The organism is Novispirillum itersonii (genome assembly GCF_014205675.1).
GTDB lineage: Bacteria > Pseudomonadota > Alphaproteobacteria > Rhodospirillales > Rhodospirillaceae > Novispirillum > Novispirillum itersonii_A.
The window spans coordinates 105,909-126,443 of record NZ_JACIIX010000002.1; the positions used below are offsets into that span (position 1 = coordinate 105,909).

The following is a 20,535-nucleotide window of genomic DNA, read 5'->3' on the forward strand; positions in this document are numbered from 1 at the left end:
GTGGCGTCAGATCTGTGCCTCAGCCGGCCGGGGTCGGCGGCCAGTTCTGGGTGTTGACCTCGCTGGTCCACTTCAGGAAGTCGATCAGGTCGTTGGCTTCCTGTTCGGTCAGGTTGAACTGCGGCATCTGACGGCGGCCTTCGATGCCGGTCGGCTGCGCGGCGAACCACCCCTTCAGGCCTTCGCGGGCGCCTTCGGGATCGGTCTTACCGCCGTAGCGGACCCAGACGTTCCCGACTTCCGGGGCGAAGTACGCGCCTTCGCCCATGATGGTGTGGCAGTTGATGCAGGAGTTCTTTTCCCAGATGTGCTTGCCGCGCACGACCGCATCTGTCAGGCGGTCGTTGTTGGACGAAGTGCTGAGAATGTAGGCGTGGCTCTGTGCCACCAAGGCGATGAAGATCGCCAGGAAGAACAGCGTGCCCCCGTAAAAGATATTGCGGGCCGCCGATTTTGTGAGTCGTTCGGACATATGTCGCGCTTCCCCATGGTGCTTGGCCTGTGGCCGATGACGGCGAAGCGGCCCCCCGGCACCGGGCTGGCTGGCGGAATGCAAGCTGGCTGGCAGGGTGCCGGGGCGCGCGCCCCCTCTGGCCATCGACGGCCGGGGACCACACTAGGCGGGGCGGAACAGGGGGGCCTTGACAGCGGGTAAGTGGCTGAGTTGTCCGCTCAGGATTATGCCGCGGTCAGCCGGGCGGCGGCGATGCGGGCCATGATGGCGGCATCGGTCAGGGGGAAGGCGACGTGCAGCCGGTGCCCGGGAATGTCATAGGATCCGCCGTGGCGCAGGCTGTCCGGCGGCAGGCCGAAGGCCGATGGCAGATCATGGCGGACATGACGGCCAAACCCGGCGAACAGGGCGATGACGGTGATCTCCGGGCCGAGGCCGCAGTGCCGCCACTCCGGCAGGGCGGGGGCGGTTTCGATGAAAACCGCAGCCGCCCGGCGGCCATTCTGCCGGAACGATTCGGCGAGGGGCAGTAAGGGGGAGGGGGTCCCGTCGGCGCTGCCATGACCGACCAGCAGCAGGTCGGATCCCGGATGAGCCGCCAGTGTGGCGGCAATCTCCCCCCGCACGGCGGGATCCGTCCCCAGCGGTGGCAGCAGGGACACCGTCAGGTGGGAACCCGACTCGGTCAGCCGGGCCGGGATGATACGGCGGGTGAACGCCCCCCCGGCAGCAAAATGCGGCAGGATGGTCACATCGGTTCCGGCGGGCAGGGCGGCCAGAACATCCGGGAACAGGTCCGGCCCGTCCCCGCGCAGGAAGGCAGGGCGGACCCGCCAGTCTGTCTGCGGGTCCTGCCACAGCAGGCGCCCGGCGAGGACGCGGGCCAGCCGCCGGGTCGGGTCGGCTGTGCCCCGGTCCGGGCCATGGGCGGCGATGATCACCGTGCGCGCGGGACCCGTCCGGCCCGGCAGGCGGCTGTCCGGGCGGGGCAGGGGACCGGTCAATGGCTGGTCCCTTCCTCGTAGCGGATTTTGTTGGCGACGTTGTACTTGCCGACCGGTCGGCGCATCGGCAGGCGTTTCACCTCTTCCAGCGTGGTGGCGTCCATCACGATCAGTGCCCCGTCCTGTTCCATCAGCGACAGCAGCACATAGCGTCCGTCCTGCGTGAATTCGGCATGAGCCACGGTCTTCCCCGGCTCCGGCCGCAGGGTCCGGGTGATCTCCAGCGTCCGCTTGTCGATCACATGCACCGCATCACGGTTGGGGCCGAAAAACACATCGGCGAAGATATAGGGGCTGTTCTCATGGCCGCGCAGGAAGAAGCCCGGCCCCAGCGTCGGGATATCCTTCACCAGTGACCAGTCGGTCATATTGATGACGGTGATTTTGTTTTCTTTCAGGTTGGGCGAGGCCATCACCCGGGTGCCGTTCCAGTCAAAGGTGATGCCGGACCCCAGATGCGGCATGCCGGTCAACGGAATATCCGCCACCTTGCGCCCGACACTCAGGTTGACCACCTGCCCCTTGGCCCCGGTGCGGGCCGCCCCCATGACGTGCCGGTAGGACTGATCGAAGAAGAAGTCGTCGAGATAGTCCTCCAGCTTGATCCGCCGGATGGAGAACGGGCCGTCCTGTACGCTCAGGGCCTCGACCATGCTGGGTTCGTAGGAATGGACCAGTCCGGGGTAATAGGGTTTGAGCGGTTTATCGTAGGGGATTTCCCAGATTTCCGGCAGATCCTTCAGGGCAACCAGAAAGCTGTGGCGCGGCGGGGCGGTGTAGACGGCGGAGACCCGGCTGTCCTGCCCCCCGGCGCTGACCGGGATGATCCGTTCCGGTGTCAGGTCACGGGCATTCAGGATCATCACCGAGGCGGGAACCGCATTGCCGACCGCGATCCACCGGCCATCGGCGGAGACCGCGATGTTGCGGGTGTTGATCCCGGCACGGACCTCGGCCACCCGTTGCAGGGTCCACAGGTCATACTGATCGACCCAGCCGTCGCGGCTGACCATATAGGCAAAACGTCCGGTCGGATCGTATTTGATGCCGCCGTGCAGGGCGAAATGGCTGGGGAAGCGGTCCAGCACCGTAAAGCGGTCGCCATCGACCACCGACACATGGTGGTCGCCGCTTTCCACCACCGTAAACAGGTTCATCGGGTCGGCGCTGTGGGTCGGGCGGTCGGGCAGGGTGGCGGGGTTAACAAACACGGTGTGGCTGGCGGCAGTTTCCTCCAGCCCCCACTGTGGCGGGGTGGCCGGGGGGCGGAACACCCATCCGGCCAAGGCCTCGGCCTCCTGCTGGGTGAGGACACCGTCAAAGCCTGCCATCTGGCTGGCCGGGCGGCCATGCAGGATGACCTTCACCGCGTCTGCCGGTTTCAGGCGTTCCAGATTCTGTGGCAGCAGGGCCGGGCCGATCGCGCCCAGCCGGTCGCCGCCATGGCAGGCGGCGCAGTGCTGGGTGTACAGGCGGGCCGGGTCCGGCTCCTCCGCATGGGCAGCGGACAGCAGGGCGATCAGGGCGGCGGCGATGAGAGTGGAAGAGCGGATCATGCGCGGGCCTCCCCGGTCCGGGGGCTGCTGGCGGTGCCGGGAGCGGTGCCGGGGGCGGTGATCGGGGCGGGGCGGGGGGTTGCCCCGAACGGCAGCACCTGTACCCGCTGGGTGGAGGAATCGGTCAGGCCGATTTCGGCATCGGTCAGGTAACAGCCGGGGTCTTCGGCCCACGGGTCCCCGGTCAGCTGATAGGCCCGGGTGCGGGTGTTGCCGTTACAGATCGCCAGATGGCGGCACTGACCGCAGCGCCCGCCGACCGGCCGGGGCCGCTGCTTCAGCCCGGCCATCAGCGGATCGGAGGTATCAGCCCAGATGTCGCCGAAGCGGCGGTCGCGCACCGATCCCAGCGCATGGGTCCACCACATGGTATCGGGGTGGACGATGCCGAGGTTATCGATATTGGCAATACCGACGCCGGAGGCATTGCCGCCCCACCGCCGCAGGATCTGTTCCAGCCGGGCCATCCGGGTGGGGAACCGCTGCTGCGCCCAGCGCAGCATGTACAGGGCATCGGCATCGTTGTTGCCGGTGACGTATTCCCGCCCTGATCCGGCCAGCGTGTCGGTCAGGCAGCGGTCAAGGATGGTATCCATCACCGACCGGGTCAGGCGGTGGCGGGCGTCTTCCGCCCGGTTGTGGTTGCCGCGTCCGGCGTAGTTGAGGTGGGAGAAATACAGCTTGTCCACCGCCTCGTCCGCCGCCAGATCCAGCAGGCGCGGCAGGTCGCGGGCGGTGTGTTCGGTGATGGTGAAGCGCAGGCCGACCTTGATCCCGGCGGCGCGGCAGGCGCGCAGCCCGGCGAGGGAGGCATCAAAGGCCCCCTCCCGGCGGCGGAAGGCGTCATGGGTCTCCCGCATGCCGTCCAGACTGATGCCGACGTAATCATAGCCGGTGTCGGCAATGGCGGTGACGGCATCGGTATCCATCAGGGTGCCGTTGGACGACAGGCCGACGTAAAAGCCCATCGCCTTGGCGCGGGCACCGATGTCATGGATATCCGGGCGCAGCAGCGGTTCCCCGCCGGACAGGATCAGCACACTGACCCCGGCGTCCTTCAGGTCATCCATCACCCGGAACACCTCCGCCGTTGTCAGTTCCCCGGCAAAATCGGTATCGGCGGAGGAACTGTAGCAGTGGCGGCAGGTCAGGTTGCAGCGGCGGATCAGGTTCCAGATCACCACCGGGCCGGACCCCAGCGGGGCCGGGCGGCGGGCCGGGGCGGCGGTGGCCTCCGGTGGGGTGACCAGATCCTTCATATAACGGGACAGACGGAACATCAGGAGGTCTCCTTCACAGGCTGCCGTCCGGCGGTGCGGATCCCGGTCTTTTTCAGCACCCGGGTGGAATAGAGGATCTCTCCCCCCCGCAGGGCATCGCCCAGCAGGGCGCGGATGGTGGCGGCATGGGCATCGGTTTCGGTCCGGCTGCGGCCGTGGACCATGGCAAACAGGGTGTAGGACCACAGCCCCGGCACCCGGGGCCGCAGATAACAGTGGGAGACAAACGGCAGCTGTCCGACCGCCGCGCCCAGCTCCATCACCCGGTCATCGGCGACATCCCACACCGTCATGCCGTTGGCGGTGTAACCGAGGCGGTAATGGTTGGGCACCGCGCCGATGCGGCGGATCCGTCCGTCGGCCAGCATGGCGCGCAGCCGGTCGGTCACCGCCGCTTCACTGACGCCAAGGCGGGCGGCGATGTCGGCGTAGGGGGTGGGGCTGAGTGGCAGCCCGCCTTCGGTGGCGGCGATCAGGGCCTGATCGGTTAACACAGCCTCGGTCCGGAGTGGGTCGGTCATGCCGTCAGCCTCAGATCGAGAAAGAATTCATGCTCTTTCGGCAGGGCGACGACGGTCAGGCCGGTGGCGGCCTCAATCTCCGCCAGCACTGCCCAGGCCCGTTCCGGGGTGGAGGTGGCCACCACGAACCACATGTTCCAGCGGTGCTCCCGCTGATAGTTGTGGGCGACTTCGGGGTAGGCGTTGACGGTGGCGGTCACGTCGTCAAAGCGCTCTTCCGGCACCGACAGGGCGGCAAGGATCGCCAGCCCGCCGATGCTTTCCGGGCGGTACAGCGGGCCGAACCGGGTCAGGACGCCGTGGTCGAGCAGGCTTTTCAGGCGGGCCAGCAGGGTGGCTTCGTCCAGCCCCAGCGCCGCCGCCGCTTCGGCATAGGGGCGGGGCGACAGCGGAAAGCCATCCAGCAGGCCGTTGATGATGGCCCGGTCGATGTCATCGTAGTCGCGGGGATCGTGGCCGTGGGGGAGACCGGTCATGACAGGACCTCCGCCGGGGTGACGGAACGGGGCCGCCCGTAGCAGCCGCCGCCCTGCTTGAAGCGGCGCACTCCGAACAGCACGGCCCGGGGCACCGAGTCCAGCCCGCAGTCCCGGATCATCCGGGCCACCCGGGCGCTCACCTCGTCCCGCTGTTTGCCATGGACCATGGCGAACAGGTTGTAGGGCCATTCCGGGCGCTGGCGGCGGCGGCGGTAACACAGGGTCACCTCCGGGCGGGCCGCCAGCAGGGCTCCGGCCTCGGCCGCCAGATCATCGGCGATATCAAACACGCACATGGCATTGGCGCGATACCCGACCTCGCGGTGGCGGACAATCGCCCCGAAGCGGCGGATCACCCCGGTGTCCTGAAGACGGGTCAGGCGGGAGAGGACGGCGGCCTCGCTCAGGCCGAGGGGGGTGCCCAGATCGGCATAGGGGCGGTGGGTCAGCGGCAGGCCGGTGCCCAGCGCATCGACCAGCGCCAGATCCAGATCATCCAGAAACGGGGCGGCGGACAGAAGGGTCATGGCCGTTTCTCCTTAACCGGGATTGGGACCGTAACTGGGACCGGGGCTGCCGGGGCTGACCAGTCGATGGCAAACCCGAGATCGAGATGATGGCCCTGTTCCATCGGCAGGCGCAGCAGCGGCAGGCCGGTTTCGGCGGCGATGGCATCCAGCACCGCCTCCCGCGCCGGTTCATCCCGGGCCGCCACCACGAACCACAGGTTCCACGGATGGTCGCGCTCATAGTTGTGGTTGACCTCCGGATGGGCGTTGACAGTGGCGGCCACCGCCTCCAGCCGGGCGGAGGGAACCTTCAGGGCGGCGAGGCAGCTTGACCCGACCGCGCCCTGTGCCCAGACTGCGCCGATCCGCCCGACCACCCCTTGCGTCTGCAAGGATCGGAAAGCCCCCAGAACCGCCTCTTCCGTCACGTTCAGCCGCCGGGCCAGCGTGGCATAGGGGCGGGGCGACAGCGGGAAGTCACGCTGGGTGATGTCCAGCAGATCCTTTTCCAGCGGGCTGAGATCGACGGTTGCCATGGACGCGGTCCTTACAGGCCGATGCGGTGGGCGCGGGGAGTGAAGAAGATGCCGGAGGGTTTATCGGCGGGCAGGGTGGCGACCTCGCGCCGGGTGTCGGTGTCGTAGACCCGCAGCAGGTCCTGATCGCGCACCGACAGCCACACCCGGTCGCCGCGCGGGCTGAATTCCATGTGCAGCACCCCCGGCCCCGGAGTCAGGGTGTCGGTGACGGTCAGGCTTTCGGTGTCTATCACCTGCACCGTGCCGTTATCGGGCAGGGCAAAGTTGACCCACACCTGCCGCCCGCCGGGACGGGCCATGGCAAACACCGGCTGGCCGTAGACCGGGATGGCGGCCACCTGCTTCCAGCTGGCGGTGTCGATCACCAGAACCTCGTGCCGCCCGATGGCAGGCAGAAAGGCGAGGGACCCGGCCACCGCCCAGCCTTCCAGATGCGGCATCTTGTAGACGGGCAGCGGCTGCTGGCCCTTGCCGTAGCCGTCAAGGATCCGGGTGACGCCGCGTTCGGGGTGCCACAGGTCGAGTTTGGCCAGTCCGTCCTCGCCGAACAGACCGGCGATGTACCAACGGCCATCCTCGGTCACCAGCGCGTCATAGGGCTGGGTGCCAATGCCGGTGAAGCGGGTCAGGCGTGGGGCATGGCGGTCGGCGGAAAAGTCGGCAATCCACGTTTCGCCGGTATCATACAGGCTGAAGACAAAGCGGTTGCCGGGGGCATCTTCCAGCCCGACCACCTTCGACCGCTTGCCGTCGCCGATCTCGGTGGCGGGGATGTCGGCAAGAAGGTCCAGCGTGGCGGCATCAAACACCTTCACCCCGCCGGGGGTGTAGTTGGCCACCGCAATCAGGGTTCCGTCCTCGGAAATGGCCCCGCCGATGGAATTGCCGGACTGCATCACCCGGCGGTCGATGACCCGTCGCAGCAGGTCAACCTTGGTCAGGCCACCGTCGCGCCCGAAGACATAGGCATAGCGTTCCGTGGGGTCGAACACCACCGAGGCATGGCTGAGGTCCCCCAACCCGCTGACGGTGGCAAGGCGGGTGGCACTGAGGCGGTCAACCACCGCCACCTGTCCGCTGGCGCGTTCGATCACCACGCCGAGGCCGCCGGTTCCCGACAGAGAGGGAGAGGGCAGCTCAGGGGTGGAGCAGGCGGACAGCAGTACGGCGGCGGCAGACAGCAGCAGGCGGCGGATCATGGCGGTGTCTCCCGCAGCAGGTGGATAAGCCAGTCAATGTCGCTGTCAGACAGCAGCGGTCCCCACGGCGGCATCGGTTTGCCGGGCAGACCGTCGCGGATGACGGTGGCCAGCACGCTGTCGTCCTGTCCGCGCAGGGCCTCGGCGGTCAGGGGGGATCCCAGTCCGCCGTGACGGGTCAGCCCGTGGCAGGAGCCGCAGTCCTGCGACAGCAGGATGGCCAGTTCGGCCTTGCGGGCGGCGGACGGTTCGGCTGCGGTGGCGGTGGCACAGGTCAGGGCCGTCAGCAGTCCTGCCACCACGGCCCGGCGGGGGATCATGACAGGCCCCGTCCATTGATCACCGCCAGCACCGGGCGGGCCGGGGCCGGGATCAGGGGATCGGGCAGGGTATGGCCGGGCAGCATCGGGGCATCCGCCATGGCGGCGACCCGGCCGATGATGAACAGGGTCGGTGGCTCCAGACCGGCGGTGGCGGTGTCGGCCACACAGTCGGACAGCCGGGTCTTCAGGCGGCGTTCGCGCGGGGTGGAACAGTTTTCCACCGCCAGCACCGGCGTCGCGCCGCTCAGGCCATGATCGGTCAGCCCGGCGACAATCTGCGGCAGGGTCTGGAGGCCCATGTAGACCACCAGTGTGGTGTCAGGATCGGCCAGACTGGCCCAGTTGAGGGACAGCGGCGCATCGGCCTGACAGTGGCCGGTGACAAAGCGCACGCCGGTCGCCAGTCCGCGATGGGTCAGCGGTACACCGCACAGGGCCCCGCAGGCGGCGGCGGTGGTGATGCCGGGCACCACCCGCACCTCGACGCCATGGGCGGCCAGAAATTCAGCTTCCTCGCCACCGCGCCCGAAGACAAACGGGTCCCCGCCCTTCAGGCGGACCACGGTCCTGTGGCGGGAGGCGAGATCCAGCAGGACGGCATTGATCCGGTCCTGCGTACAGTGGTGCCGTCCGGGGCGCTTGCCGACAAACACCCGTTCGGCAGCCGGGGCCACCAGTGACAGCACACCGTCGGAGACCAGACGGTCATGGGCCACCGCATCGGCGCTGCCCAGCAGGCGGGCCGCCCGCACGGTCAGCAGATCGGGGTCGCCGGGACCGGCACCGACCAGATACACCACGCCAAAGTCATGCCCGGAAACGTCATGCATCTGTCCGGTCCCCCATCAGAAGAATCAGGAAAATCAGGGAAAAGTCCGGGGGGCAGGGTGCCCCGCCCCCCGGCAGTCGGTCTGCCTCAATACACGTCGTGCTGGGTGTTGAAGACGTTGAACTTGCCGGTCGGGGTGACCAGACGCTCGTCCTTGATCACCGTCTTCAGCTTGCGGGTCTTGTCATCGACCACCACAATCGCCGACTTCTGGGTCTTGCCGTTCCAGACGGAGAACCACACTTCGTCCCCGGCCTTGTTGTATTCCGGCTGGACAACGCGCTTGGCCCCTTCGCCCAGATCGGCCCATTCGGCGATCGGCAGCACCTCGAAGCCCTTGCCGAGATTGCGGATGTCAAACACCGCCACCGACTGCGAGACCTTCTCGTCCGGGTTCAGCGGGGTATCGACCCACAGGTTGGCAGACTTCGGATGGGTCTTGATGAACAGCGAGCCACCGCCCTGACCGTTGAGGGTTTCCACCACCGTCCACGCCTGCTTCGGATGACCCTTCGGATCGGTGCCGATCAGCGAGATGCCGTCGTCGCCGAGATGGCTGGTGGCCCACACCGGACCAAACTTCGGATGGACGAAGTTGGCACCCCGGCCCGGATGCGGCGTCGCCCCGGTGGTGACGTTGGCAACCAGCTTGCCGTCCTTGGTATCAATCACCGACACCTTGTTACGGGCGTTGGCGGCGACCATGAAGTAGCGGCCGGAGCTGTCGAGGCCGCCGTCATGCAGGAAGCGTTCGGCTTCAATCTCGGTGGTCTTCAGGTTCTTCAGGTCGGAGTAATCGACCATCAGCACCTTGCCGGTTTCCTTGACGTTGACGATGAATTCCGGCCGGTAGTGCGAGCCCAGGATCGAGGCAACGCGCGGTTCCGGATGGAAGCTCTGTTCGTCATAGATCATGCCGCGGGTGGAGGAGATCTTCAGCGGCTCCAGCGTTTCCCCGTCCATGATCACGTACTGCGGCGGCCAGTAGGTGCCGGCGATGGCGTATTTGTCTTCCCAGCCCTTGAACTTGGAGGTTTCGACCGAGCGCGCTTCCAGACCGACTTTCAGGCTGGCAACCTTGGTCGGTTCCTTCGGCCACAGGTCGATCATGTCGATGCGGGCATCGCGGCCGATGACGAACACATAGCGGCCCGAGGCGGAAATACGGGAAATGTGAACGGCATAGCCGGTCGGGATGATCTTCTCGATCTTATGGGTGTTGCCGTTGATCAGGGCGACCTGACCGGCATCCCGCAGGGTGACGGAGAACAGGTTCTCGATATCGAGGGTGCTTTCCTTTTTCTTCACCCGGTCGGCAGGCTTAACCAGCACCTCCCACGAGGCCTTCATCTCCTTCATGCCCCATTCCGGCGGTTGCGGCGGGTCCTGCATGACGTAGCGGGCCATCATGTTGACCTGATCCTTGGTCAGTTCGCCGGAGGTGCCCCAGTTGGGCATCCCCGCCGGGCTGCCGAAGTTGATGAAGGCTTCCAGATGTTCCAGACCCAGTTCGCGGGTGCGGGCGGGTTCCAGATTGGGGCCGGTCGCCCCCTTGCGCAGCACGCCATGACAGCCAGCGCAGCGCTGGAAGAAGATGTCCTTGGCCTGATTGAATTCTTCCGGCGTCATCGTCGGCACCGGTGCGGCGGCAGCCGGGGCCGCCGCCGGGGCGGTCTGGGCCGAGGCCATCGGGGCAAACGCCAGCAGCGCGGTGACGGCCACACTGCCGAACACTCCCCATGCTCCGGCTGTGCGTGCCCCTTTTGAACCTGTAAACGTGATCATCATGATCCCCTGTCTGTGTGGGCTGAACAGCATCACCCTGTTCCCTTCGCCCAAACCCCTCCATGATGGATGGTAAGTGACCTGTCTCAGTCCTCCGGACTGGTGTCTGCCGCTGCCATCTGCCGCAGCACGGCGGTATCGCCGACGCTCAGGTGGCCGCGGTGCAGGTGAATACCTAGCTTTTCCAGACGGCGCAGGGCGCGGGAGAAATTCTCCGGGGTCAGGCCGACCGCTCCGGCAATGACGTAGTGCGGCACGTGGAGGCAGATGGCCGCCGGGGTTCCGGCAGGGTGGGTTCCGGCGTCGGGAATGGCTTTCTCCAGTTCCCGCCACAGCCACAGGCAGACCCGCCGGAAGGCGCTGATCCCCTTCAGTTCTGCCAGCGACCGCGTCATGGTGCGGTGACGGCGGCCAAGGCTGGTCAGCAGTGGCATCAGGCGGCCACCGTCTTCTTCCAGCCGGGCGAACAGGGTGCTGCGGGTGATCACATCCACCACCGCCTCGGTCACCGCATCGCCGTTGACCGGGTAATGGCGCAGGCCGAGCATGGCGGGCAGGCCGAAGAAATCCCCCGGACCGAAGACATGCAGTGTCACCGCATTCCCCCCCGGTTCCAGCGTATACAGCCGCACCTTGCCGTCGCGGATCAGGAAAAAGCGGTCAGCCGGGTCCCCCTGTGCGAACAGGGATTCGCCGGGCAGCAGGCGCAGGCGGCGGGACCGGTCCATCAGAATGTCGAGAACATCGGTTTCAAACAGCCCGCCCATCGAGCAGCTGTCATCGGCGCCGGGATCACCGTCAGCAGGCAGGGGGGCGGGCAAGGGGGCAAGGGTGTCAGGCGACATCGCGTTCCGCCTCCATGGCATGGCGCAGGTCCGCCGGATCGGCGACGGTCACCAGTGCCCCGCGCACGGTGACGCCATCGTCGCGCAGGCTGCGCAGGGACCGGCTGAGGCTTTGCGGGGTGATGCCGAGGTGGGCGGCCAGCGTGGTCTTGCTGACCGGCAGGCGCATGGTGACCGATCCGCTGCGGCGGCCGGGCATCAGCGACAGCAGGAAGGCCATCAGCCGTCCCCGTGCGCTCAGACTGCGTTGATCGGCGATGGCGCGGATGCGGTGCCGCAGCCCGACCGACAGCAGGCCGACCAGCAGCAGGGCGGTTTCGGCGGAAGATCCGGCCAGATCATGGACCTGTCCGGGTGTCAGGCGGATCAGGCGGCAGGGGGAGAGGGTGCGGGCGGTCTCCCCATGGGTGCCTTCCCCCAGATCGGACAGGCCGAGGACCCCGCCACGTCCGGTGATATCCACCGGAACCGCCGGACCGGAGGACAGCATGACTTCCGTCATCACCGATCCGTCCTGCACCAGATACAGGGTGTCCAGCGCGTCTCCCTCACGGTAGAGAACGCTGCCTTCATCCGCCAGAAAGGCGGTGCCAAGGGGGCTGAGCCGGGTCAGCGCCGCGCCAAGGATCGCCTGTTCCGATAACAGATCAAGATTGATGCCCATGCTGTTCCCCTCCGGGATCGTGCTGGCATCAGCATCCTCTCAAAGGCGGGTAAGCGACTTGACCAACGTCAAGAGTGTGGAATTTGCCACAATTTTCAATTCTGGGGTGGGTCATTCCGGGGAAAACCGCCGTTTAACCGGCGTCAAGAAAACCCGCTTCAGGGTTCGGGCGGACTTATCCCCCGTCAAGGCCGGGGCGGGGGGCCTCCGGTATTTCTCTGTCCTGTGAACCGGACGCCGTTCTTCCCCGACCGTCTCTCCGGGTCGTTGTTTCCTCCTGATTTCCCGCTCTGTCCTGGGGTCCTGCCACCCTTGGACAGAGCGGGCTTTTTTTGTCCGGGAGGGGGCCTTAATTCCGGGTTGGGGACAGTCGGTACTCCAGCAGGCCGGTCAGGCCGTCCAGCGCCTGCACCAGCCGCGACGGCTCCGCCGGAGACCGGGCGTTCAGCACCACTTCATACTGATAGCGCTGACCGTCCTCGCACAGCTGGAAGGTCCAGTCCGACACCTCCCAGCCGCTGGATTCCAGCAGGGCGCGCAGGGCACCGGTTTCCGGGGCATCCGCGCGGGGAAACTTCAGGGTCAGGTGCATGATGGTGGTGTGCGGCAGCGCGGTTTCCAGACTGCGGACCCCGCTCATCAGGGCGACGGTGATGATGGCGGCAAAAATCGCCGCCCCGTAAAACCCCAGCCCGATCACCACCCCGATGGCAGCGGTCATCCAGATGGAGGCGGCGGTGGACAGGCCCCGGATCGACATCCCTTCCTTCATAATCACCCCGGCCCCCAGAAAGCCGATGCCGGTGAGGATGCCCTGCATCACCCGGGTCGGGTCGGCATAGGCCGGGGGATTGGACAGGCCGCCGAACCAGCTTCCCGGATAGGCATTGACCACGGTCAGCACGCAGGAGGCGACGCAGACCAGCGCATAGGTGCGGATTCCGGCGGCCCGGCCGTGGTAAGACCGTTCGTAGCCCACCGCCACCCCGACCGCCAGCGCCCCCAGAAGGTGCATCAGGATCAGGATATTGGTGGCGATTTCGTTGACTGACCAATAGGCCTTCAGCAACTCCATGGGCCGGTGTCTCCTCCTGCCTTTTGTGTGTCCGGTTATTCGGCCGGATTGACCTCAGACTGTCATAATCCGGGCCTGTTGTGGGGTGATACCCCTTTCATGGCCGGGAAAACCAGCGGAAACCGCAGACTGGCGCCGGGGGGCGGTTTGGGGAATAATGCGCCGGTGGTCCCGCCGGGCGGGACCGGCAGGAGCCCGTGTCATGACCGTTGCGCCGATATCCTTTCCTGTGCCGGACCGGACTGCCGTCCCCGGGGGGCAGGGCTGATGTCCGCTGTTGCTGAGGACGGGCTGTGTGCCTGCCCCGAATGTGATGCCCTGTATGTGCGGCATGCGCTGCCGCCGGGGATGAAGGCGCGCTGCACCCGCTGTGGCACCACCCTGTACCGCGCCCCGCGCCGCCGGTCTGATCAGATGCTGCCGGTGGTGATCGCGGCGCTGATCACCTTCATCATCGCCAACACCCACCCGATTGTCACCCTGCGGGCGCAGGGGCTGGTCAATGAGGCGACCCTTCTGGCCAGCATCGTTTCCCTGTGGCGGGAAGGGCAGGAGCCGATGGCGGCGCTGGTGTTCGCCACCACCTGGGTGGTTCCGCTGTTTGATCTGCTGACCATGCTGTTCCTGCTGCTGATGTACCGCCGTGCCGTCCGCCCGCCGCTGTATACCCGGCTGCTGCGGTTGTTGCAGGCGATCCGCCCGTGGGGAATGATCGAGGTGTTGATGCTGGGGGTGATGGTGTCCCTGATCAAACTGGCGAAGATGGCCGATGTGCTGCCGGGGCCGGGGTTGTGGGCCTTCATCGCCCTGACCGTGCTGCTGGCGGTGATCCTGTCCTATGATCTGCGGGTGCTGTGGCAGCCTTCTGCCCCCCGGCAGCCGGAAACGGCCCCGCTGGGACAGCCCCGGTGAGGGCCCGCGCCGCCGGTCTGCGGGTCTGTCCCGCCTGTCAGCAGGTCTGCCGCATTCCGGCAGAGGCTGCCACGCCCCCGGGGTGCCCGCGCTGCGGGGCCCGGCTGCATGACCGCAAGCCGGACAGTCTGACCCGGACCTGGGCATACCTGATTGCGGCGCTGATCCTGTATATTCCCGCCAATCTGTTGCCGATTATGCGCACAGAAAGCCTTCTGGGGGTCTCGGACGACACCATCCTCAGCGGGGTGGTGTATTTCTGGATTTCCGGGTCCGCCGGTCTGGCAACCCTGATCTTTACGGTCAGCATCGTCGTGCCGCTGGCCAAGATGGCGACTCTCGCCTACCTGACCTGCCGCGTCCGCTGGCCGGGGCAGGCTGACCGCCATCAGCTTGGCCGCCTGTATAAACTGGTGGAACTGGTCGGCCGGTGGTCGATGCTGGATGTGTTTGTGGTGGCCCTGATGGTCGGTATGGTGCAGTTTCAGTCCCTTGCCAGTATCAAGGCGGGGGCCGGGGCGATTGCCTTCGGGGCAGTGGTGGTGCTGAGCATGCTGGCCGCCAACAGTTTTGACCCCCGCCTGCTGTGGGATAATGACGGATCACCTGACGATGACCGATGACACCCCGTTCCGCCCTGCCGAGCCGCATGTCGCCCCATCGCGGCGGATCCGGCCATCGCTGGTGTGGGGGATTCCGCTGATTGCCGCCCTGATCGGGCTGGCGCTGGTGGTGCAGACCCTGTCAAAGCGGGGGCCGACCATCACGGTGTCCTTTGCCTCGGCGGAAGGGATTGAACCCGGCAAGACCAAGGTCAAGTTCAAGAATGTCGATATCGGCGACGTCAAGACGGTGACGCTGACCCCGGACCGGACCCGGGTGACCGCCACCATTGATCTGGTCAAGGAGGCGGAGACCTTTGCCGTTGAGGGCAGCCGGTTCTGGGTGGTGCGGCCCCGCTTTGCCGGATCGGGGATCAGCGGCCTCGGCACCCTGCTGTCCGGGGCCTATATCGCCGTGGATGTCGGCCGCAGCGACCGTAAAGTGACCGACTTCACCGGCGTGGATGAGCCGCCGGTGGTGGCGTCCGATGTGCCGGGGCGGCGGTTTCAGCTGCATGCGGCGGATCTTGGTTCGCTGGATGTCGGCTCTCCGGTGTTCTTCCGGCGGATCGAGGCCGGGCATGTGGAATGGTTCAGCCTGAACCCCGACGGCAACGGCCTGACGCTGGGGGTGTTCATCAAGGCCCCCTATGACCGCTTTGTCACCCCGGACAGCCGGTTCTGGCATGCCAGCGGTGTTGATCTGCGGCTTGATGCCGGCGGGGTCCGCGTTCAGACCCAGTCGCTGGCGACGATCCTGCTGGGCGGCGTGGCGTTTGAGACCCTGCCCGGCGGCGATCCGGCGGCCCATGTGGCGGAAGGGACCCAGTTCTGGCTGGCGGCGGACCGGACCGAGGCCCTGAAGGCTCCGGACGGGACCCCGCAGACGCTGGTGCTGCGCTTCCGCCAGAGCATCCGGGGCCTGTCGGTGGGGGCACCTGTGGACTTCCGGGGCATTGAGATCGGGCAGGTGCGCTCGATTGATGTCACCTATGACCGCAGCACCGGGGACTTTTTCTCTCCGGTGGTGGTGGATATCTATCCGCAGCGGCTGGGGTCAGCCAGCGCCACATTCCGGGCCGACTCGACGCCGGAACAGCAGTTGCAGTTGCTGGGCAATCTGGTCCGCCACGGGCTGCGGGCCCAGCTCCGGTCCGGAAACCTGCTGACCGGGCAGCTCTATGTGGCGCTCGATTTCTTCCCCAAGGCGGATCCGGTGCGCTTTGATGCCCGTCTTGATCCGCCGGAACTGCCGACTTTGCCGAGCGACCTTCAGGAGCTTCAGGCGCAGGTGCAGGGGATTTTGCGCAAGGTGGAAGCGCTGCCGCTGGAAACGCTGGGGCAGGATGCCCACCGGGTGATGACGGCGCTGGAAGGCACCCTGAAACGGCTGGATACGCTGGCGGCGCGGGCCGACCGCGAAACCCTGCCGGAAGTGGTGCTGGCGGTGCGCGACCTGCGCCAGACCCTGAAGGTGCTGGAAGGCAATATGGCTGGCGATGCGCCGCTGCCGCAGGAAACCCGGCAGGCCCTGAAAGGGCTGTCAGACGCCGCCCGCTCGATCAAGGTGCTGACCGATACTCTGGAACGCAACCCGGAAGCCCTGTTGCAGGGTAAGAAGGAGTCCTCCCGATGACCACCCTGTCCTCCCGGATTCTGTCCGCCCTGCGTTGTCTGGCCGTGCCGGTCGTGGCCCTGCCGCTGCTGGCGGCCTGCGGGGCCTCTACCCCGCTGCGCTATCACACGCTGGTCCGCCCCGATCCGGCGGGGACCGAGGTTTCCGGCGCGGCACGGGTGCTGGTGGAAATCCTGCCGGTGGCTGTGCCGGACAGTGTCAGCCGGGAGTCTCTGGTCCTGAACACGCCGACCGGTCAGGTGACGGTGTTGGAGACCGACCGCTGGCTGGCCCCGGTCTCGGATGAAATCCGGCAATTGGTGGCGGACAGTCTGTGGCGGTCGGCGCGGGCGGCGGATACCTATCAGGCTCCGGTTCCGACCGGGGTTCCGGTGCCACGCTACCGGCTTGCCCTGCGGCTGGAACGGTTTGATGCGGTGCCGGGGCAGGCGGCGACGGTGGTGGGATCATGGACCCTGCGCGGTCTGCCGGACGGTCCGGTGCAGATCTGCCGCTGGGCCGGGGCACAGCCGCTGCCGGGGCCGGATGCCGCAGCCGCTTCGGCCGCACTGGCGGACGGCAGCCGCCGTCTGGCCGACCGTATCGGCGACAGCCTGCGCCGGGCGGTCGAGGGTGATCGCGATATCTGTTCCTGAGGCCGGTTGATGGCTACAGCGTGACCTGCGTGCAGACCCACAGGACCTCGGCGTCCTCGGGGCCGGTGGACACGCAGGCATGCCCCATCCGGCTGTCGAGATAGATCGAGTCCCCGGCTTTCAGCAGGGTCGGCTCGTAATATTCGGTGTACAGCCGGATTTCCCCGCTGAGGACGTAGAGGAACTCCTCGCCGTCGTGCTTCACCCAGCCGCCGAATTCCTCCACCGTGCGGGCACGGATGGTTGCCTTCAGCGGGAACATTTTCTTGGCCCGCAGGTCGGTGGCGAGGGCCTGATAGAGGTATTCGCTGGTTTCCACCACATCGCCGGACCCGGCGCGGGTGATGCTGCGCCGTCCGGCCGGGGCATCGCCGCCATCAGGGCTGAACACCTGTGACAGGTCAATCTCCAGCCCGACCGCCAGCCGTTGCAGCAGGTCAAAGGTGGGGGAAATCAGATTGTTTTCGATCTTTGACAGGGTGGACCGTGCCACGCCGCAGCGGTCGCTGACCGCCTGAAGGGTCAGCTTCTTCTCCTGCCGGATCCGCTTCAGATGCGGGCCGAGATCCCGGTCCTGTGCCGGTGCGGTGCTGTCGGTCAGCGGGCGGGGGGCTTGTTGCGACAACGCGCGGGCCTTGGCAGTCACGCCGGATCTCCTGTCAGCAACGGCAGAGGGGCCGGACACTGTCACCGCCAGAGCGGAGGGCGTCAACCGGGATTTCTGATCGGGAATACTGTCGTCAGATGGCGTCGTGGGAGTGAAATAAGGAAAATTTGTTTCCTATAGGAAACTTTTTGTGGCTCAATCCCGGTCTCGGATCACACCCGCAGGGATGGGAGAGGACAGATATGACCGGCAAGACCACAGGCGCACAGGCATCAATCCCGGTGTTCGGGGCAGAGGAAACGGCGGCGGCCCTGCCGTTCGGGGCGCTGATCGGGGCACTGCGCGATGCCTTTGCCGCCGGGGCCAAGGTGCCGCTGCGTCACCATCACAGCATCGCCCAGCCGGATGGTACGGAAGCCACCCTGCTGCTGATGCCAGCCTGGCAGGAGAACGGTGGGGCGATGGGGGTGAAGATCGTGTCGGTATTCCCCGGCAATACCGCCAAGGGCCTGCCGGGGCTGTATTCCACCTATCTGCTGTGTGATGGCTCCACCGGTCAGCCGCAGGCCCTGATCGACGGCAACCAGATCACCGGGCGGCGGACGGTCGGCGTGGCGGCGCTGGGGGCCTCCTATCTCGCCCGCCCGGATGCTGCGCGCCTGCTGGTGGTCGGGGCCGGACGGATCGGCTCCCTCAGTCCGTTTGCCTTCCGCGAAGTCCGCCCGATTGAACAGATTGAGGTCTGGGACCGGGACCGTAGCTTCAGCGAAAAGCTGGTCGCCAGCCTGACCGCACAGGGCCTGACGGCAACGGTGGTGGATGATCTGGAAGCCGCTGCCCGCCGCGCCGATATCATCAGCTGCGCCACCCTGTCGACGGAACCGCTGATCCGCCATGACTGGCTGCGCCCCGGCACCCACCTTGACCTGATCGGCAGCTTTACCCCGGCGATGCGGGAAGCCGATGATGCCTGCATGGCGTCAGGATCGGTGTATATCGACTCGCCTGATGCGCTGGAAGAATCCGGGGACCTGATCGGCCCGATTGCGGCGGCGCTGCTGTCGGACGAGGATATTTGCGGTACGCTGTCGGATCTGTGTTCCGGCCGGGTGCCGGGCCGTCGCTCGGCGGAGGAAATCACCGTCTTCAAGGCGGTTGGTACCGGCCTGTCGGATCTGGCGGCCGGGGCACTGGCCTACCGTGCCCTGCTGAAGGCCTGACGGTCTGTTGCCCACCCCGTCTGGCCGTTCCGCTGCCGGGGTGGGCTGCGATGATCACGATAACACCCTGAAAGGACCGGTGATGACCCTGCCGACAGATCCGACAGACACCCTTGGTTCCGCTGCCGTCTGGGGGCAGGCTGCCGGAGCCGTCCTGTCCAGTGCCGTCGAGCTGAGCTTCTGGGGCGGGGTTGATCCGGCCAGCGGCGAGGTGATCGACCGGCACCACCCCCTCAGCGGGCAGCGTCTGGCCGGGCGGATTCTGGCGATCCCCGGCGGGCGCGGCTCCTGCTCCGGCAGCGGGGTCATGCTGGAACTGCTGCTGAACGGGCAGGGACCGGCCGGGCTGGTGTTTGAGCGGGCCGAGGACATCCTGACGCTGGGGGTGATCGTCGCCGAGGAATTGTTCGCCACCTCGGTGCCGGTGGTGGTTCTGCCGCCGCAATCGTTCCGGGCTCTGTGTCAGGCCGGATATGCGGCGATCAGTGGCGACCGGGTGGTGTTTGCCGATCAGCCGCTGGAGTGCGTTCCCGCCCCCGGGCCTGCTCCGGTGGCTGGGGCGGCGCTGGAGCTGACGGCGGCGGACCGTGCCTGTCTGGCCGGGGAGCAGGGGCAGGCGGCACAGGCCGCCATGCGGATTCTGGTGCGGATGGCCGGGTTGCAAGGGGCCAGCCGCCTGATGGATGTGACGCAGGTTCATGTGGATGGCTGTATCTACACCGGGCCGGGGTCCCTCGCCTTTGCCGAACGGCTGCGCGACTGGGGCGGGCGGGTGGCGGTGCCGACCACCCTGAATTCCCTGTCGGTGGACCGGCGGCGCTGGCAGGCACAGGGGATTGACCCGGCGCTGGGGGAACCGGCGGCCCGTCTGGGCGATGCCTATGTCGCCATGGGGGCGCGCCCGACCTTCACCTGTGCGCCCTATCTGCTTGAGACGGCGCCCAAGCTTGGGGAGCAGGTGGCCTGGGCGGAATCCAATGCCGTGGTCTACGCCAACAGTGTGCTGGGCGCCCGGACCATGAAGTACCCGGATTTTCTGGATATCGCCATCGGGCTGACCGGCCGGGCCCCCTGTGCCGGGCCGCATCTGACCGAACACCGCCGGGCACGGGTGCGGGTGGAGGTGTCGCTGCCCAGTGTTGTCGATGATGCCTTCTGGCCGCTGCTGGGCTATGCGGTTGGCGGGGTGGCCTCCAGCCGGATTCCGGTGGTGGCCGGGGTGGCGCATCTGGCCCCGACAGCGGATGACCTGAAGGCCTTTGGCGCGGCCTTCGCCACGGTGTCTGCGGCCCCGATGTTCCATATCGCCGGGGTTACGCCGGAGGCGGCGACGGTGGAGATCGCCACCGCAGGGCAGTCCGTCCCGACGATTGCTCTCAGCAAGCGGGATCTGGCGGCGGCGTGGGAAGAGCTGAACAGCGCCGGGGATGATCCGCCGGATCTGATCTCGCTGGGGAACCCGCATTTCTCGCTGACCGAGATCCGCGCCCTTGCTGCCCTGTGTCAGGGGCGGCAGCGCCGCCCGGAGGTGGCGGTGGTGGTGACCTGTGGCCGGGATATCCTCGATCAGGCGGCGGCGGAAGGGCTGACTGCCCCGCTGGAAGCCTTCGGCGTGCGGTTTGTCACCGATACCTGCTGGTGCATGATCACCGATCCGCTGATTCCGCCCACTGCCCGGGTGATTATGACCACATCGGGAAAATATGCCCATTACGGGCCGGGCCTGACCGGGCGGCGGTTCCGGTTCGGCAGTCTGGCCGACTGTGTCGCCATGGCCTGCATCGGGGGATGACGCAGGGGCGGGCAGGGGCTATCCGGGGTGATGGGGATTAATTCGTTTATCTTATTATGACGAATTTCT

At 66.9% G+C, this 20,535-nt stretch carries 22 protein-coding genes; 6 read left to right on the plus strand and 16 right to left on the minus strand.

Features of this window, described 5'->3' with window-relative positions:
- Positions 1–19: 19 nt before the first annotated feature.
- From FHS48_RS03705 to FHS48_RS03775, 15 genes are all read right to left on the minus strand, one after another.
- Entirely contained in the window at positions 20–472 is a 453-nt protein-coding gene (locus FHS48_RS03705) for a c-type cytochrome (protein WP_184261553.1), read from the minus strand.
- 206 nt (positions 473–678) lie between these two features.
- On the minus strand, positions 679–1,458 hold the full coding sequence (locus tag FHS48_RS03710) for a sirohydrochlorin chelatase (RefSeq protein WP_184261555.1): 780 nt from the start codon (positions 1,456–1,458) through the stop codon (positions 679–681).
- On the minus strand, positions 1,455–3,014 hold the full coding sequence (locus FHS48_RS03715; RefSeq protein ID WP_184261557.1) for a nitrite reductase: 1,560 nt from the start codon (positions 3,012–3,014) through the stop codon (positions 1,455–1,457). The genes FHS48_RS03710 and FHS48_RS03715 overlap by 4 nt, the downstream gene beginning before the upstream one ends.
- Complete coding sequence (nirJ, locus tag FHS48_RS03720) at positions 3,011–4,294, minus strand: heme d1 biosynthesis radical SAM protein NirJ (protein WP_184261559.1); 1,284 nt, start codon at positions 4,292–4,294, stop codon at positions 3,011–3,013. Before nirJ ends, FHS48_RS03715 begins: the two co-directional genes overlap by 4 nt.
- Entirely contained in the window at positions 4,294–4,815 is a 522-nt protein-coding gene (ahbB, locus tag FHS48_RS03725; protein ID WP_184261561.1) for a siroheme decarboxylase subunit beta, read from the minus strand. The genes nirJ and ahbB (FHS48_RS03725) overlap by 1 nt, the downstream gene beginning before the upstream one ends.
- On the minus strand, positions 4,812–5,291 hold the full coding sequence (locus FHS48_RS03730) for an Lrp/AsnC family transcriptional regulator (protein WP_184261563.1): 480 nt from the start codon (positions 5,289–5,291) through the stop codon (positions 4,812–4,814). Before FHS48_RS03730 ends, ahbB (FHS48_RS03725) begins: the two co-directional genes overlap by 4 nt.
- Complete coding sequence (gene ahbB / locus FHS48_RS03735) at positions 5,288–5,821, minus strand: siroheme decarboxylase subunit beta (RefSeq protein WP_221443361.1); 534 nt, start codon at positions 5,819–5,821, stop codon at positions 5,288–5,290. The genes FHS48_RS03730 and ahbB (FHS48_RS03735) overlap by 4 nt, the downstream gene beginning before the upstream one ends.
- On the minus strand, positions 5,818–6,339 hold the full coding sequence (locus tag FHS48_RS03740; protein WP_184261565.1) for an Lrp/AsnC family transcriptional regulator: 522 nt from the start codon (positions 6,337–6,339) through the stop codon (positions 5,818–5,820). Before FHS48_RS03740 ends, ahbB (FHS48_RS03735) begins: the two co-directional genes overlap by 4 nt.
- Before the next feature lie 11 nt (positions 6,340–6,350).
- Positions 6,351–7,541, minus strand: coding sequence for a cytochrome D1 domain-containing protein (locus tag FHS48_RS03745; protein WP_184261567.1), 1,191 nt, complete (start codon positions 7,539–7,541; stop codon positions 6,351–6,353).
- On the minus strand, positions 7,538–7,861 hold the full coding sequence (locus FHS48_RS03750) for a c-type cytochrome (RefSeq protein WP_184261569.1): 324 nt from the start codon (positions 7,859–7,861) through the stop codon (positions 7,538–7,540). Before FHS48_RS03750 ends, FHS48_RS03745 begins: the two co-directional genes overlap by 4 nt.
- Entirely contained in the window at positions 7,858–8,694 is an 837-nt protein-coding gene (gene cobA / locus FHS48_RS03755; RefSeq protein ID WP_184261570.1) for a uroporphyrinogen-III C-methyltransferase, read from the minus strand. Before cobA ends, FHS48_RS03750 begins: the two co-directional genes overlap by 4 nt.
- An 86-nt stretch (positions 8,695–8,780) precedes the next feature.
- Positions 8,781–10,427 (minus strand): cytochrome D1 domain-containing protein, encoded by a 1,647-nt coding sequence (locus tag FHS48_RS03760; protein WP_460926126.1) that lies wholly within the window; start codon positions 10,425–10,427, stop codon positions 8,781–8,783.
- 137 nt (positions 10,428–10,564) lie between these two features.
- A complete protein-coding gene (locus FHS48_RS03765; RefSeq protein ID WP_184261573.1) occupies positions 10,565–11,323 on the minus strand; it encodes a Crp/Fnr family transcriptional regulator in 759 nt (252 codons plus the stop codon).
- Positions 11,313–11,987, minus strand: coding sequence for a Crp/Fnr family transcriptional regulator (locus FHS48_RS03770; protein WP_184261574.1), 675 nt, complete (start codon positions 11,985–11,987; stop codon positions 11,313–11,315). The genes FHS48_RS03765 and FHS48_RS03770 overlap by 11 nt, the downstream gene beginning before the upstream one ends.
- A gap of 349 nt (positions 11,988–12,336) precedes the next feature.
- The gene (locus FHS48_RS03775) at positions 12,337–13,062 is read right to left on the minus strand and encodes an MgtC/SapB family protein (protein WP_184261576.1); all 726 of its coding nucleotides are present in this window, start codon (positions 13,060–13,062) and stop codon (positions 12,337–12,339) included.
- Between the two features lie 267 nt (positions 13,063–13,329).
- Between FHS48_RS03775 and FHS48_RS03780 the strand changes: the two genes are divergently transcribed.
- From FHS48_RS03780 to FHS48_RS03795, 4 genes are read left to right on the plus strand one after another with little or no spacing between them, the layout of a single operon-like run.
- Entirely contained in the window at positions 13,330–13,974 is a 645-nt protein-coding gene (locus FHS48_RS03780; protein WP_184261578.1) for a paraquat-inducible protein A, read from the plus strand.
- Positions 13,971–14,597, plus strand: coding sequence for a paraquat-inducible protein A (locus FHS48_RS03785; protein ID WP_184261580.1), 627 nt, complete (start codon positions 13,971–13,973; stop codon positions 14,595–14,597). Before FHS48_RS03780 ends, FHS48_RS03785 begins: the two co-directional genes overlap by 4 nt.
- Positions 14,587–16,212, plus strand: a complete 1,626-nt coding sequence (locus FHS48_RS03790) for a PqiB family protein (RefSeq protein WP_184261582.1) — start codon at positions 14,587–14,589, stop codon at positions 16,210–16,212. The genes FHS48_RS03785 and FHS48_RS03790 overlap by 11 nt, the downstream gene beginning before the upstream one ends.
- Positions 16,209–16,847 carry a PqiC family protein gene (locus tag FHS48_RS03795; protein ID WP_184261584.1) on the plus strand — a complete coding sequence of 213 codons (639 nt, stop codon included), beginning with the start codon at positions 16,209–16,211 and terminating at the stop codon, positions 16,845–16,847. The genes FHS48_RS03790 and FHS48_RS03795 overlap by 4 nt, the downstream gene beginning before the upstream one ends.
- 13 nt (positions 16,848–16,860) lie before the next feature.
- Here FHS48_RS03795 and FHS48_RS03800 read toward each other — a convergent pair whose 3' ends face one another.
- Positions 16,861–17,493, minus strand: coding sequence for a helix-turn-helix domain-containing protein (locus tag FHS48_RS03800; RefSeq protein WP_184261586.1), 633 nt, complete (start codon positions 17,491–17,493; stop codon positions 16,861–16,863).
- 203 nt (positions 17,494–17,696) lie between these two features.
- On the opposite strand from FHS48_RS03800, the gene lhpI (FHS48_RS03805) reads away from it, so the two are divergent.
- On the plus strand, positions 17,697–18,674 hold the full coding sequence (gene lhpI / locus FHS48_RS03805) for a bifunctional Delta(1)-pyrroline-2-carboxylate/Delta(1)-piperideine-2-carboxylate reductase (RefSeq protein ID WP_184261588.1): 978 nt from the start codon (positions 17,697–17,699) through the stop codon (positions 18,672–18,674).
- Positions 18,675–18,681: 7 nt separating this feature from the next.
- Positions 18,682–20,466 (plus strand): cis-3-hydroxy-L-proline dehydratase, encoded by a 1,785-nt coding sequence (gene lhpI / locus FHS48_RS03810; protein WP_260402325.1) that lies wholly within the window; start codon positions 18,682–18,684, stop codon positions 20,464–20,466.
- Positions 20,467–20,535: the final 69 nt, after the last annotated feature.

Bases quoted from the DNA above. Each gene is read 5' to 3' on its own strand.
- ahbB (WP_184261561.1), bottom strand. From the start codon at position 4,815: ATGACCGACCCACTCCGGACCGAGGCTGTGTTAACCGATCAGGCCCTG.
- FHS48_RS03750 (WP_184261569.1), bottom strand. From the start codon at position 7,861: ATGATCCCCCGCCGGGCCGTGGTGGCAGGACTGCTGACGGCCCTGACC.
- FHS48_RS03775 (WP_184261576.1), bottom strand. From the start codon at position 13,062: ATGGAGTTGCTGAAGGCCTATTGGTCAGTCAACGAAATCGCCACCAAT.
- FHS48_RS03770 (WP_184261574.1), bottom strand. From the start codon at position 11,987: ATGGGCATCAATCTTGATCTGTTATCGGAACAGGCGATCCTTGGCGCG.
- FHS48_RS03795 (WP_184261584.1), top strand. From the start codon at position 16,209: ATGACCACCCTGTCCTCCCGGATTCTGTCCGCCCTGCGTTGTCTGGCC.
- FHS48_RS03745 (WP_184261567.1), bottom strand. From the start codon at position 7,541: ATGATCCGCCGCCTGCTGCTGTCTGCCGCCGCCGTACTGCTGTCCGCC.
- lhpI (WP_184261588.1), top strand. From the start codon at position 17,697: ATGACCGGCAAGACCACAGGCGCACAGGCATCAATCCCGGTGTTCGGG.
- FHS48_RS03740 (WP_184261565.1), bottom strand. From the start codon at position 6,339: ATGGCAACCGTCGATCTCAGCCCGCTGGAAAAGGATCTGCTGGACATC.
- cobA (WP_184261570.1), bottom strand. From the start codon at position 8,694: ATGCATGACGTTTCCGGGCATGACTTTGGCGTGGTGTATCTGGTCGGT.
- FHS48_RS03765 (WP_184261573.1), bottom strand. From the start codon at position 11,323: ATGTCGCCTGACACCCTTGCCCCCTTGCCCGCCCCCCTGCCTGCTGAC.
- FHS48_RS03790 (WP_184261582.1), top strand. From the start codon at position 14,587: ATGACCGATGACACCCCGTTCCGCCCTGCCGAGCCGCATGTCGCCCCA.
- FHS48_RS03780 (WP_184261578.1), top strand. From the start codon at position 13,330: ATGTCCGCTGTTGCTGAGGACGGGCTGTGTGCCTGCCCCGAATGTGAT.
- nirJ (WP_184261559.1), bottom strand. From the start codon at position 4,294: ATGTTCCGTCTGTCCCGTTATATGAAGGATCTGGTCACCCCACCGGAG.
- ahbB (WP_221443361.1), bottom strand. From the start codon at position 5,821: ATGACCCTTCTGTCCGCCGCCCCGTTTCTGGATGATCTGGATCTGGCG.
- FHS48_RS03705 (WP_184261553.1), bottom strand. From the start codon at position 472: ATGTCCGAACGACTCACAAAATCGGCGGCCCGCAATATCTTTTACGGG.
- FHS48_RS03730 (WP_184261563.1), bottom strand. From the start codon at position 5,291: ATGACCGGTCTCCCCCACGGCCACGATCCCCGCGACTACGATGACATC.
- FHS48_RS03715 (WP_184261557.1), bottom strand. From the start codon at position 3,014: ATGATCCGCTCTTCCACTCTCATCGCCGCCGCCCTGATCGCCCTGCTG.